Genomic DNA, 12,772 nt, shown 5'->3' on the forward strand with positions numbered 1-12,772 from the left:
TGGACGCCGGCGGCTCGTGCGGCTCGGGCTGGCGGGTGGCGTGCGGCCGGGGGTGGCGTGCGGCTCGGGTGTTCGCCGGGTCGTGGCGCGTTGACAGGCGGGCGGGTGTTCTGGTCTTCTAGTGTCTTAGTTGAGTAGAACACTTTGGAGGCGGCGGGTGGAGTTCCGCATCGACCGGGCCAGTGGTCTGCCGGCTTACCTGCAGCTCGTGCGGCAGGTGCGGGAGGCGCTGCGGTTGGGGTGGCTCGTGCCGGGGGACCGGCTGCCGACCGTCCGCGACGTCGTCGCGAGCAGCGGGGTCAACGCGAACACCGTGCTCAAGGCGTACCGGGAGCTGGAGCTGTCCGGCCTGGTCGAGGCGCGCCAGGGGTCGGGCACGTTCGTCAAGGCGGCGCTCGGCTCGGGTGACCCCGAGGCGATGGCCGCGCTGCGGACGCGGTTCGCCGAGTGGGTGCGCGCGGCGCGGGAGGCCGGTTTGGACGACGAGGACATCGACGCGCTGGTGCGCTCGGTCCTCACCGAGGGGGAAGGAGAGGCGGTCGCATGACGACCGTGGTCGAGTCTGCCGACACCACCGCGCTCGCGGTGCACGCACGGGGTCTGGGCAAGCGGTACCGGACCAAGTGGGCGCTGCGGGAGTGCTCGTTCGAGCTGCCCGCGGGCCGGGTGGCGGCGCTGGTCGGCGCGAACGGCGCGGGCAAGACGACGCTGATGAGCGTCCTGGCCGGGCTGCTGCAGCCGGACGAGGGGTCCGCGGGCACATCGGGCCGGGTGGCGTTCGTGTCCCAGGACAAGCCCGTCTACAAGCACTTCTCCGCCGCGGACATGCTGCGGCTGGGCGCCCGCCTGAACACCGTGTGGGACCAGGGGCGCGCCGAGCGGTGGCTGGAGAGGTTCGAGATCCCGTTGGGCAAGGCGTGCGGGAAGCTGTCCGGCGGCCAACAGGCGCAGGTGGCGTTCGCGCTGGCCATCGGCTCGCGGCCGACCGTGCTGATGCTGGACGAGCCGCTGGCCAACCTGGACCCGCTGGCCCGCCGGGAGGTCACCGCCGAGCTGCTGAGCGAGGTCGAGGAGACCGGGATGACCGTCCTGCTGTCCACGCACGTCGTGGCCGAGCTGGGCGGTGTCGCCGACTACCTGCTGCTACTCGCCCACGGCCGGCTGCTCGCGGGCGGCGACCTGGACGAGCTGCTGGAGCGGCACGTCCTCTACACCGGGCCGAAGTCCGACGTGCCGCCCGCCCTGGGCACGGTCGTCGAGGCGCGGCACCGCGGCAACCAGTCGACGTTCCTGCTCGAACTGCCCGAGGGGCAGGAGCGCCCGGTGGTCGCGGGCCAGTGGACGACGCGCCCGGTGACGTTGGAGGACTACGTGCTCGCGCAGCTCGCGGCCACCCGGAAGGGGTTCGACGCATGACCGTGACGGCGGTTCCCGTGCAGCGGCGGGACCGGGTCGGCTGGGGCGACCTGGTGTGGTTGACCTGGCGGCAGCACCGGTGGTCCATCGGCGCGCTGGCCGTCCTGCTCGGCCTGGGCGCGGTGCTGAGCCTGGCGCTGGCCGCGTTCGTCCGGGGCTCCGGCCGCGTCGAGCTGTTCGGCCTGATCGGGGTCTACGGGCTCAGCCGGCTCGTCTCGCTGGTGCCGATGGCGGTGGGCGCGGTCGTCGCGGTGTTCTGGGCCGCGCCGCTGGTGGCGCGGGAGTACGAGCAGAAGACGTCGGTCGTGGTGTGGAGCCAGGACCTCTCGCCGGCCCGCTGGGTCGTCGGCAAGATCGTCCTGCTCGGCGTGCCCGCGGTGGGCCTGTCGGCCGGGTTCGGCGCGGCCGTGCTGGTCCTGCAGCGCGCGGTGAACGGCACGTTCGGCAGCGACTTCCAGCCGTACCAGCCGTTCGAGCAGCAGGTGTTCGAGTCGACGCCGCTGGTGCAGGTCGGGTACGCGGCGTTCGGCTTCGCGCTGGGCCTCGCGCTGAGCGCGCTCACCCGGCGGACGATCGTCGCGATGGCGTTGACGCTGGGCGGCTTCATCGTGGTCCGCATGGTGGTCGCGCTGGGCTGGCGGCCGTACTTCCAGACGCCGGTGCGCGAGGTGTGGTCGTACGGCGAGACCGGCGAGCGCGCGTACAGCCAGGTCGCTCGGGACAACGGGCTGCACGTGACCAGCGGCTACCTCGACTCGGCGGGCCGCGAGGTCGACTTCCCCATGATCTGCGCGCGCACCTCCACCGACGGGGACAGCTTCCAGAAGTGCATGGCGGACCAGGGGATCGTCAGCCACTTCACCGACTACCAGCCGGTGGAGCGGGTCGGGGCGTTCCAGGTGTTCGAGTTCTTCGTGTTCGCCGCGCCGGCGGCGGCGCTGCTCGTGTTCGCCTACTACTGGGTGAAGCGTTCGCACCGGATCTAGGTGCGTCTCCAAGGGCGGTCCCGCACACATCGGGGGTGTGCGGGACCGCCCTGTTTGTGCAGGTAAACTCTCCACACCGTGGACTCCCGAACTCGTCTCCCCGTCGTCGGCATGATCGGCGGCGGGCAGCTCGCGCGCATGACCCACCAGGCCGCCATCCCGCTGGGCCAGTCGCTGCGGGTGCTCGCCGAGTCGGACGCCGACCCCGCCGCGCTCGTCGCGCGGGACGTCGAGCTGGGGAAGCACACCGACCTCGACGCGCTGCGGGCGTTCGCCAAGTCGTGCGACGTGCTCACGTTCGACCACGAGCACGTGCCGCAGGAGCACCTGCGCGCCCTGGTCGCGGACGGCGCGCGCGTCCACCCCGGGCCCGACGCCCTCCAGCACGCGCAGGACAAGCTGGTCATGCGCGAGCGGCTGGGCGCGCTGGGGTTGCCGGTGCCGCCGTTCCGCGAGGTCACCGACGCCGCGGACGTGCTGAAGTTCGGCGCCGAGCACGGGTGGCCGTGCGTGCTGAAGGCGCAGCGCGGCGGGTACGACGGCCGGGGCGTGTGGATGTTGAACACGCCGCAGAGCGCGCAGCGCGTGGTCCCCGAGCTGCTGGCGGCCGGGACGCCGCTGATGGTGGAGCAGTGCGTGCCGATGCGGCGGGAGTTGGCGGCGCTGGTCGCGCGGTCGCCGTTCGGGCAGGGCGCGGCGTGGCCGCTGGTGCAGACCGTGCAACAGGAAGGCATCTGCGTCGAGGTGCTGGCCCCCGCGCCGGACGCGGGAGAGCTGGGCGAGCAGGCCCAGGAGCTGGCGCTGCGCATCGCGTCCGAGCTGGGCGTGGTCGGGCTGCTCGCGGTCGAGCTGTTCGAGACCGCCGACGGCCTGGTGATCAACGAGCTGGCCATGCGCCCGCACAACTCCGGCCACTGGACCATCGAGGGTGCGCGGACCTCCCAGTTCGAGCAGCACCTGCGGGCCGTCCTGGACTACCCGCTGGGCGCCACCGACCTGGCCGCGCCGGCCGTCGTGATGGCCAACGTGCTCGGCGCCCCGGACGCCCCGGAGATGGGCCCGGACGAGCGGCTGCACCACCTGTTCGCGCGCTTCCCCGACGCGCACGTGCACCTGTACGGCAAGGCGGAGCGGCCGGGTCGCAAGATCGGGCACGTGACCCTGCTCGGGGAGCGGATGGACCACGTGCGGGAGCGGGCGCGGCTCGCGGCGCACTGGCTGTCGCACGGGGTTTGGCTGGACGGTTACGACATCCACGGAGGACAGCGGTGACGTCGGTCGGTGTGATCATGGGCAGCGACTCGGACTGGCCGGTGATGAAGGCCGCCGCCGAGGCGCTCACCGAGTTCGACGTGGCGCACGAGGTCAGCGTGGTGTCGGCGCACCGCACGCCGCAGCGCATGATCGACTACGCGCGGTCCGCCGCGTCCCGGGGGCTGCGCGTGATCATCGCCGGTGCGGGCGGGGCGGCCCACCTGCCGGGGATGGTGGCGTCGGCGACCGTGCTGCCGGTGATCGGCGTTCCGGTGCCGCTGAAGTACCTGGACGGCATGGACTCGCTGCTGTCGATCGTCCAGATGCCGGCCGGGGTGCCGGTGGCGACGGTGTCGGTCGGTGGGGCGCGCAACGCGGGGTTGCTGGCCGTTCGGATGCTGGCCGCGTCGGACCCGGCGTTGCAGGCGCGGATGGCCGAGTTCCAGGAGTCGCTCGAACGGCTGGTCCTGGAGAAGGACGAGGCGCTGCGCGCGTCCCTCTGAGTGGCGGGTTTCCGCACGTCCGGGTGCTTGTAGTACAGCGCACACGGGATATTCCAGTGAACGCGCGCTAACATCTCCGGTAGGTCCTGCTACTCGGAGGTAACTTGACGTGGACGCGAGCTTCGGTACCTACCAGCTGGCCGAGGAGCACGAAGCGCTGCGGGAAGCGGTCCGGGCACTCGCCGACAAGGAGATCGCGCCGTACGCGGCCGACGTGGACGAGCACGAGCGCTTCCCCGTCGAGGCCCTGAACGCGCTGGTCAAGTCGGGGTTCGCGGCCGTCCACGTGCCCGAGGCCTACGACGGGCAGGGCGCCGACTCGGTGGCGACGTGCATCGTCATCGAGGAGGTGGCGCGGGTGTGCGCGTCGTCGTCCCTCATCCCGGCGGTGAACAAGCTGGGCACCATGCCGATCCTGCTGTCGGCGTCCGAGGACCTCAAGCGCCAGGTGCTGCCGTCCATCGCGGCCGGTGAGGCGATGGCGTCCTACGCGCTGTCCGAGCGCGAGGCGGGCTCCGACACGGCCTCCATGCGCACGCGCGCCCGCCTCGACGGCGACCACTGGGTGCTCAACGGCACCAAGTGCTGGATCACCAACGCCGGCGAGTCCACCTGGTACACGGTGATGGCCGTGACCGACCCGGACGCCCCGAAGAAGTCGCAGGGCATCTCGGCGTTCGTGGTGCACAAGGACGACCCCGGTTTCGTCGTGGGTTCCAAGGAGCGCAAGCTCGGCATCAAGGGCTCGCCCACCCGCGAGATCCACTTCGAGAACTGCACCATCCCGGCGGACCGCATCATCGGCGAACCCGGCACGGGCCTGAAGACGGCCCTGAAGACCCTGGACCACACCCGCCCGACCATCGGCGCCCAGGCCGTGGGCATCGCGCAGGGCGCGCTGGAACAGGCGATCGCCTACGTCAAGGACCGCAAGCAGTTCGGCAAGTCGATCTCGGAGTTCCAGGGCGTCCAGTTCATGCTGGCCGACATGGCGATGAAGATCGAGGCGGCCCGCCACATGGTGTACGTGGCGGCGGCGAAGGCCGAGCGCGGCGAGCCGAACATCGGCTTCATCACGGCGGCGGCGAAGTGCTTCGCGTCGGACGTGGCGATGGAGGTGACGACCGACGCGGTCCAACTCTTCGGCGGCGCCGGCTACACCCGCGACTTCCCGGTGGAGCGCATGATGCGGGACGCGAAGATCACCCAGATCTATGAAGGCACGAACCAGATCCAGCGCGTTGTGATGAGCCGCGCCCTGCTCAACGGCTGAGCCCGGTTCCGATCCGGCGGCTCCGCGCGGAGCCGCCGGACCGATCCTGCACTGCCGCTTCGGAGCGTTGGGTTCCGGGGTGGCGTGTCGGGTACGGGTTCGTCCGCGGTCGGGGTGCGGAACTCGGTGCTACGCCCCCAGTGACGCCAGGTAGGTCTCCAAGCGGTCGTAGCTGGTGTCGGCTCCGGACGTCATGCCGGTGGCCATCGCGCGGTCGCGGGCTTCTTGGTTCGGGAACTTCATCGTCTGCACCACCACGGTCTGCGAACCGGCTCCGGTGAACGTGGTCGTGTTCTCCGTCTCCGGCCACTCCTCGCCCCACGACTCGGTCTGCACCAGGCGCGAGTGCGGCGTCACCTCCAGGTAGCTGCCGGTCATCGACATCTCCGTGCCGTCCGCCCGCCGCCACACCATGTGCCACCGGCCGCCGGGGCGCAGGTCCACCTCGCACACCGGCATGGTCCAGCCCTCGGGCCCCAGCAGCCAGTGGACGAGGTGCTCCGGCCGCGTGAACGCCTCGAACACCAGCCGCTGCGGCGCGTCGAACGTGCGGGTCACCGACACCTCCACGTCGGAGGGCGTGGTCCAGGCGCTGGTCTCAGTGGTCATCGGACTGCTCCTTCAGGTGCTCCAGGTAGGCGTCCAGGCGGCGGTGGCTGTCGTCCCAGAACCGGCGGAAGCCGTCGGTCCACGCGCTGGCCTCGCGCAACGGCGTCGCGTCCAGGGTGCACGGCCGCCACTGCGCGTCGCGACCGCGCACGACCAGCCCCGCCCGTTCGAGCACCTTCAGGTGCTTGGACACGGCCGGCCCGCTCATCGCGAACGGCGCCGACAGCTCCTTGACGGTGGCCGCGCCCTCGGCGAGGCGGGCCAGGATGGCCCGCCTGGTCGGGTCGGCGAGGGCCGCGAAAGTGAGGCTCAGCGGATCGTCTGCCATGGGTACCTAACCTCTTGGTTATCTAACTGATTGGTTTTCTACGCGCCTGTCGAGTCCCTGTCAACCGGTCGCGGACGACCAGGATTGGTTGAAACTTCATATACCGTCGAGCGCGGCAAAGGACCCGACCAGGAAGGACCCGCGGAGACATGGTTCGCGTGAGCGATGTGACGGCCCTGATCGGCCGCATCGGCGTCGGTGTGGTGTTCGTGGCGCACGGCTGGCAGAAGTTCACCGAGTGGGGCCCGAGTGGCACCGCGCAGGCGTTCGAGGGCATGGGCGTGCCGCTGCCCGTGGTGTCCGCCTGGTTCGCCGCGCTGGTCGAACTCGTCGGCGGGGCGCTGCTCATCGCGGGCGCGGCGCTGCCCGTGGCCGGGGTCCTGCTGTTCGTGGACATGCTCGGCGCGCTGCTCATCGTCCACCTGCCCAACGGCCTGCTCGGCCAGGGCGGCTACGAGCTCGTGCTCGCCCTCGGCGTCGCGGCCCTGGCGCTCGGCTTCAACGGTGGCGCGCTCACCGTGGACCGCGTCCTGCGCCGCAGGACCACGGCGGACGCCTAGCCGACGAGGTCGATGGTCGTCTGTTCGCTCGCGCGGCGGGCGGGGAGGGCGTCCGGGTTGGCGTTGCTGACCTGGACGAGCGACCCGCCGCCCGCCAGCACGGCCAGGAAGCCGTTCAGCACGCCGTCCGGGTGGGTCCACTCCACAGTGGACAACACGCGCGAACTCGCCGTGATCCCCAGGGTTTCCGCGCGTTGCCGCGCCTCCGCCACCACTTCGTCCACAGTGGACTTGCCCAGCGCGGGCGTCGAGCCCGGGACCGGGGCCCACGGCATGAACTCGTCGCCGAACACCCGGACCTCGTCCACGTAGTCGACCGGCGCGCCGCAGCCCAGGCCCATCGGGTGCAGGGACACCGTGGCCACCACGTCCGCGCCCGGCGCCTCGCCGCCCGGCGCCACGAACGCCACCTTCGCGCCCGACGGGTCGTCGGTCACCGCCGCACCGCACCACCACGCGCCCAGCAGCACGCCCGCGGTCTGCCAGTGGGCGGGCAGGAGCACCGCCACCGGGTCGCCCGGCTCCACGTCGTGCTCGTCGCGCAGCCAGTTCGCCGTCTTGGCCGCCCAGTTCGCGATGGTCGCCCGGGACAGCTCCACCCGGGACCCGGTCGCGTCGTCGTAGTGCGTGATCAGCGGACGGCCCGGACCGGCGGCGAACAACGGCGTGAGCAGGACTTCCGTGACGGTCATGGGGTCAACCCTGCCACCCCCGGCGACCGCGCGCGTGAGAGGGGTCAGTCCACGCAGGGCGGGCCCTGCGCGGCCTGCCGGGCGTCCGGAGCGACCTGCCCGGCGGCGGCCGGGGCGACCTGCCCGGCGGCCGGGGCAGCCTGCCGGGCGTCCGGAGCGGCTCGGTGTGCGCCGTCGAACCCGAACGCCGGAGTGCCGCCGAACTTCCGCGCCGACGTGGTGGTGGGCGCGGGCGGGGCCTTCTCGCCCAGCACCTCCGCCACGAACGCCTTCACCTGCGCCGGGTCCACCGTCACCACGCTCTGCCCGCGCTCGTTCACCGCGCCCACGCCGGTCACCGGGATGGTCGTGAAGTCCACGTTGCCGCCCGCCAGGCCCTGCGCGTGGCCGGCCAGCGTGGCCAGGTCGAACTTCTCGTCCACCACGACCGACTTGCGCATCGCGTCGAGCAGCCCGTCGAGCTTCGCCGGGTCGGCGAGCGTGCCCGCGGACATCAGCCGGGACACCGCCGCCGACAGGAACACCTGCTGCCGCGTGATCCGCCCGAGGTCGCCGTTCGGGATGTTCTTGCGCTGCCGCACGAACGCCAGCGCGTCGCCGCCGGAGATGCTCTGCACACCCGCCCGGAAGTTCGCGCCCGAGTCGGTGTCGCGGGTGGCGTGGTTCAGGCACACCTCGACCCCGCCGATGACCTGGGTGAGCAGGTAGAACCCGTACAGGTTGACCTCGGCGTAGTGGTCCACCCGCACCCCGGTCAGGTCCTGCACGACCTGCACCAGCGCCCGCCGCCCGGCCTGGTCGCCGCGCTTGGACCGCTCCTCCAGGTCGCCCACGCCCTCGGCGGCCAGCCGCTCCATGGCGAAGAACCGGGTGACCCCGTACGCGGAGTTGATCTTCTCCTGGCCGTGGCCGGGGATCTGGACGTAGGTGTCGCGCGGGATCGACACGGCCCGCGCCTTGCCGCCGTTGCGCGGCACCCGCAGCACGATGATCGTGTCGGTGTTGACCGTGTCGGTCGCCTCGGTGCGCAGCTCGCGCAGCACGTTCGCGGGCAGTTGGCGGCCCTGCGCGTCGGTGCGGCTGTCGCTGCCGACCAGGAGGATGTCCAGCGCGCCGTCCTCGACCGGCGGCGCGTTCGGGATGTCCTCCAACGCGCTGAGCACGTCGGTGGTGTTCACGCTGTCGTGGACGCGCTTGAGCGTCGCCCAGCCGTACCCCGCCACGGCGAGCACGGCCGCGGACAGCAACGCGACCAGCGTGCGTCCGATGATCCCCGCGGCCCTCACTGGCGGTCCTCCTTCTGCGCGCGCCGGTGTGACGGTCAGGCTAGTCGGCTTGCGCCGGTCGGACCCCGCTTCCGGCCCGAGCGGGGGTGTTCAGTTGACGCAGACCACACCGTCGGCGGTGATCGGGGGAGTCGTCGAGGGGACCGTGGTGACGCCGCCCACCGACGCCTGTTCCGGCTCGTCCGACGGCGGCGCGCCGGAGTAGTCGGCGCCGACGTGCACGTGCACCTGTCCTCTGGGCACGGAGTCGTCCTCGACGGCCGCGGCGTTACTCTCCAGGGCCGAGATCACCCGGTCGGCAGCGGCTCGCTCACCCGGCGCGTGCCGCACCTCGGTGGTCGTCAGGTAGCTGCCGGTCTCCGCGTCGCCGCGGGCGAAACCCTTCTGCGCCAACATGCCCAGGACGGTGATCGCGCGGCCCTGCGTGCCCGAGGAGTTGAACACGTGCACGGTGATGCTCGACGGCGGCGGCCCGGACGGCGTGGTCGAGGGCGCCGACGAGGACGACGAAGCGGGGTCGGTCGCCAGCGACTTGATGAACTGCCGCACCTGCGCCGGGTTCACCGGGAGCACGTTGCCGTCGGTCCAGGTGTCGGTCGGGTCGCCCACCGGGATGGTCCGGAACTGGATGTTGCCCGACACCAGGCCCTGCATCTGCTCGGCGAACTCGGTGATGTTCCAGCCCTCGTTGAGCACCACCGACTTCTTGATCGCCGACACCAGCCCGTCGAGCTTGGCGAAGTCGGTCAGCGTCCCGGTGGACAGCACCTTGCGGGCCAGCGCGCCGATGAACACCTGCTGGCGCACGATCCGGTCCAGGTCGCCGCCGGGCAGCCCGCCGCGCTGGCGCACGAACGACAGCGCCGCCGCGCCCTCCACGGTCTGCCGGCCCGCCGGGAAGTCCGCGCCGGACGCCCAGTCCCGGGTGGGCTGGTTCAGGCACACCTCGACGCCGCCGATGGCCTGCGTGACCTCGTAGAACGACGCCAGGTTGACCTCGGCGTACCGGTCCACGGTGACCGCGCCGCCGGTCAGGCCCTCGATGGTCTTGATCAGCGTGCGGCGGCCGGCCTGGGTGGACTCCTTCTCGATGCGCGCCTCGTCGGTCACGCCCTCGTTGCGCAGCCGCTGCGCGGTGTCGTTCTTCTGCCGCGCCATCGCCGAGTTGAGCTTGTGCTTGCCGAAACCGTCCGCGATGTCCACGTAGGCGTCGCGCGGGAAGGAGATGGCCACCGCCCGCGTGCCGTCCTGCGGGATGTGCACCAGGATCATGGTGTCGGTGTTCAGCGTGCCGTCCGCGACGCCGCCGTTGAGCAGCGCGAGCACCTCCGGCGAGAGGGGCTTGCCCTGGGCGTCGGTGCGGCTGTCCACGCCCACGAGCAGGATGTCGATCGCGCCGTCCAGCGGCTTGCGGGCCACGCCCTGCTCGTCCACCTGGGTCTGGATGACATCGGTCGTGGTGATGCCCTCGTCGATGTCGCGCAGGTAGTTCCAGCCGTACCACGTGACGAGCAGCACAGCGGCCGACACGAGCGAGACGAGCGAACGGCCCGTGACCACGAGCACACGCAGCGCGGTCGACCTGCTGGTCGATGTGGGCGGACTCGTGTCCACTGGCGCTGCCTCCCCCGGTGTGCGCGACTGCACCCAAGGTTAGTGGGGATGCGTCGCGACGGCCCTGTAGTTCCTCATATACGGGAGACGCTGTAACAACCGGGTGGGTTGCACGGGTAAACACCGTGACAGACTGCGATGGACGACCGCTACGAAGGGCATTTGACCATGCGCGTGCTGGTTACGGGTGGAGCCGGGTTCATCGGCTCGCACTACGTGCGGGAACTGGTGGGCGGCGCTTACCCGGCCTACGCCGACGCCGAGGTGGTGGTGCTGGACAAGCTCACCTACGCCGGCAACGAGGCCAACCTGGCGCCGGTCGCCGACGACCCCCGGCTGACGTTCGTGCGCGGCGACATCTGCGACCGCGAGCTGGTGGCCGGCCTGATGGGCCGGACGGACGTCGTCGTGCACTTCGCGGCCGAGTCCCATGTGGACCGGTCGATCTCCGGGTCCGCCGATTTCGTGCTCACGAACGTGCTGGGGACGCAGACGCTGCTCCAGGCGGCCCACGACGCGGGCGTCGCCAAGTTCGTCCACGTGTCCACCGACGAGGTCTACGGCTCCATCGAGGAGGGGTCGTGGACCGAGGACCACGTCCTGGAGCCCAACTCGCCGTACTCGGCGTCCAAGGCGTCCTCCGACCTGCTCGCGCGGGCGTTCCACCGCACCCACGGGCTGCCGGTGTGCATCACCCGGTGCTCGAACAACTACGGGCCGTACCAGTTCCCGGAGAAGGTCATCCCGCTGTTCGTGACCAACCTGATGGACGGCAAGAAGGTCCCGCTGTACGGCGACGGCCTCAACGTGCGCGACTGGCTGCACGTGGACGACCACTGCCGCGGCATCCAGTTGGTGCTCGAAGGTGGGCGCGGCGGCGAGATCTACAACATCGGCGGCGGCACCGAGCTGACCAACCGGGAGTTGACCGAGCGCCTGCTGGAGGCCACCGGGCGGGACTGGTCGTCCGTGGAGCCGGTCACCGACCGCAAGGGGCACGACCGGCGGTACTCGGTGGACATCACCAAGATCTCGACGGAGTTGGGGTACGCGCCGCGGGTGGACTTCGGGGTCGGGTTGGCGGCCACGGTGGAGTGGTACCGGGACAACCGGGCCTGGTGGGAGCCGCTCAAGCAGCGCGCGGCGCTGGCGGGCTGAGCGCCGTGCTGGCGTTGTTGGTGCCCGGGGGGCGCGGTCAGTTGGGGCAGGACCTGGTTGCGGCTGCCCCCGCGGACGGGTTGGTGCACGGGCCGTCGTCCGGTGAGCTGGACCTGACCGATCGCGGGTGCGTGGCCGACGCGGTGGCTTCGTTCGCTTCGACGGCACGGGACGGTGGGCTCAAGCCCGTCGTGGTCAACGCCGCCGCCTACACGGCGGTCGATGCGGCGGAGACCGACGAGGAGCGGGCTTCGCTGGTGAACGCGGTGGGGCCGGAGTTCCTGGCTTTGGCCTGCGCCGCGGAGAACGTGCCGTTGGTGCACGTCTCGACTGATTACGTCTTCGCGGGGGACGGGTCGCGGCCCTACGAGCCGGAGGACCCGACCGGTCCGCGTTCTGCCTACGGGCGCACGAAGTTGGACGGCGAGCGACGGGTTCTCCAGGCGTGGGAACGGTCCTGGGTCGTGCGGACCGCCTGGGTGTACGGGGCCGGCGGGCCGAACTTCGTGAAGACCATCGCGCGGTTGGCGTCCGAGCGGCCGGAGCTGTCCGTTGTGGACGACCAGCGCGGCTCGCCGACGTGGTCGGCTGATCTGGCGGCCGGGTTGGTGCAGTTGGCTTCGCGCGTGGTGGGCGAAGGGCCGGCCGCTCGGGTGCTGCACGCGACCGGTGGTGGCGAGACGACGTGGTTCGGGTTCGCGCGGGCGGTGTTCGAGGAGTTGGGGGCTGATCCGGGCCGGGTGAAGCCCTGTGGGACGGCGGACTTCCCGCGTCCGGCTCCGCGGCCGGCGTATTCGGTGTTGTCCGGGAAGGTTTGGGAGGCGGCCGGGTTGACGCCGTTGCGGCCTTGGCGGGAGGCGTTGCGGGAGGCGTTCGCGGTGGGTGCGGTGCCCTGAATCGGTGTGGGGCGTGGGGCGTGGGGCGTTGAGTGGTGGGTGGCGGGTGGCGGGGCGGGCGTTGGGGGCGGGTGGCGGGCGTGAGCGTGAGCGGAAGATAAAAGCTAAAAGCGGCGCTCGCCGCGCGGCAGGCCCCCGGGGGTGGAAGGGCGTCGGTTCGTTCCCCGTACGGCCTGCCGGAGGCAACCACCCTTTGG

The 12,772-nt window shown here is 71.5% G+C and carries 14 protein-coding genes; 9 read left to right on the forward strand and 5 right to left on the reverse strand.

Annotated elements, in window-relative coordinates:
• Positions 1–157: 157 nt before the first annotated feature.
• The 6 genes from AB0A74_RS24580 to AB0A74_RS24605 all read left to right on the forward strand — a co-directional run bounded on the left by AB0A74_RS24580 (position 158) and on the right by AB0A74_RS24605 (position 5,432).
• Positions 158–547, forward strand: a complete 390-nt coding sequence (locus tag AB0A74_RS24580; RefSeq protein ID WP_358252862.1) for a GntR family transcriptional regulator — start codon at positions 158–160, stop codon at positions 545–547.
• Complete coding sequence (locus AB0A74_RS24585; protein WP_358252864.1) at positions 544–1,416, forward strand: ABC transporter ATP-binding protein; 873 nt, start codon at positions 544–546, stop codon at positions 1,414–1,416. Before AB0A74_RS24580 ends, AB0A74_RS24585 begins: the two co-directional genes overlap by 4 nt.
• Positions 1,413–2,402 carry an ABC transporter permease gene (locus AB0A74_RS24590; RefSeq protein WP_358252866.1) on the forward strand — a complete coding sequence of 330 codons (990 nt, stop codon included), beginning with the start codon at positions 1,413–1,415 and terminating at the stop codon, positions 2,400–2,402. The genes AB0A74_RS24585 and AB0A74_RS24590 overlap by 4 nt, the downstream gene beginning before the upstream one ends.
• 78 nt (positions 2,403–2,480) lie before the next feature.
• Complete coding sequence (locus tag AB0A74_RS24595) at positions 2,481–3,674, forward strand: 5-(carboxyamino)imidazole ribonucleotide synthase (protein ID WP_358252868.1); 1,194 nt, start codon at positions 2,481–2,483, stop codon at positions 3,672–3,674.
• Positions 3,675–3,691: 17 nt separating this feature from the next.
• Positions 3,692–4,159, forward strand: a complete 468-nt coding sequence (gene purE, locus AB0A74_RS24600) for a 5-(carboxyamino)imidazole ribonucleotide mutase (RefSeq protein WP_343935948.1) — start codon at positions 3,692–3,694, stop codon at positions 4,157–4,159.
• 109 nt (positions 4,160–4,268) lie between these two features.
• On the forward strand, positions 4,269–5,432 hold the full coding sequence (locus AB0A74_RS24605) for an acyl-CoA dehydrogenase (protein ID WP_358252870.1): 1,164 nt from the start codon (positions 4,269–4,271) through the stop codon (positions 5,430–5,432).
• Positions 5,433–5,561: 129 nt separating this feature from the next.
• Here the strand turns inward: AB0A74_RS24605 and AB0A74_RS24610 are convergent, their stop codons facing one another.
• Both AB0A74_RS24610 and AB0A74_RS24615 read right to left on the reverse strand, forming a co-directional pair.
• Positions 5,562–6,041: an SRPBCC family protein gene (locus tag AB0A74_RS24610; protein ID WP_358252872.1), complete on the reverse strand. Its 480-nt coding sequence runs from the start codon at positions 6,039–6,041 to the stop codon at positions 5,562–5,564.
• Complete coding sequence (locus tag AB0A74_RS24615) at positions 6,031–6,369, reverse strand: metalloregulator ArsR/SmtB family transcription factor (RefSeq protein WP_358252874.1); 339 nt, start codon at positions 6,367–6,369, stop codon at positions 6,031–6,033. Before AB0A74_RS24615 ends, AB0A74_RS24610 begins: the two co-directional genes overlap by 11 nt.
• Positions 6,370–6,518: 149 nt before the next feature.
• Between AB0A74_RS24615 and AB0A74_RS24620 the strand changes: the two genes are divergently transcribed.
• Positions 6,519–6,929, forward strand: coding sequence for a DoxX family protein (locus AB0A74_RS24620; protein WP_358252876.1), 411 nt, complete (start codon positions 6,519–6,521; stop codon positions 6,927–6,929).
• On the opposite strand, the gene AB0A74_RS24625 is transcribed toward AB0A74_RS24620, so the two are convergent.
• The 3 genes from AB0A74_RS24625 to AB0A74_RS24635 form a co-directional block, all read right to left on the reverse strand.
• Positions 6,926–7,621, reverse strand: a complete 696-nt coding sequence (locus AB0A74_RS24625; protein ID WP_358252878.1) for a TIGR03089 family protein — start codon at positions 7,619–7,621, stop codon at positions 6,926–6,928. The genes AB0A74_RS24620 and AB0A74_RS24625 overlap by 4 nt on opposite strands.
• 44 nt (positions 7,622–7,665) lie before the next feature.
• Positions 7,666–8,907 carry an LCP family protein gene (locus tag AB0A74_RS24630; RefSeq protein WP_358252879.1) on the reverse strand — a complete coding sequence of 414 codons (1,242 nt, stop codon included), beginning with the start codon at positions 8,905–8,907 and terminating at the stop codon, positions 7,666–7,668.
• A gap of 90 nt (positions 8,908–8,997) precedes the next feature.
• Positions 8,998–10,437, reverse strand: a complete 1,440-nt coding sequence (locus AB0A74_RS24635) for an LCP family protein (RefSeq protein ID WP_358252881.1) — start codon at positions 10,435–10,437, stop codon at positions 8,998–9,000.
• A 252-nt stretch (positions 10,438–10,689) separates the two neighbouring features.
• On the opposite strand from AB0A74_RS24635, the gene rfbB reads away from it, so the two are divergent.
• Entirely contained in the window at positions 10,690–11,679 is a 990-nt protein-coding gene (rfbB, locus tag AB0A74_RS24640; protein WP_358252882.1) for a dTDP-glucose 4,6-dehydratase, read from the forward strand.
• Between the two features lie 5 nt (positions 11,680–11,684).
• A complete protein-coding gene (gene rfbD, locus AB0A74_RS24645) occupies positions 11,685–12,575 on the forward strand; it encodes a dTDP-4-dehydrorhamnose reductase (RefSeq protein WP_358252884.1) in 891 nt (296 codons plus the stop codon).
• Positions 12,576–12,772 lie beyond the last annotated feature (197 nt).

Source organism: Saccharothrix sp. NPDC042600, from assembly GCF_040647305.1.
Taxonomy (GTDB): Bacteria; Actinomycetota; Actinomycetes; order Mycobacteriales; family Pseudonocardiaceae; genus Actinosynnema; species Actinosynnema mutabilis.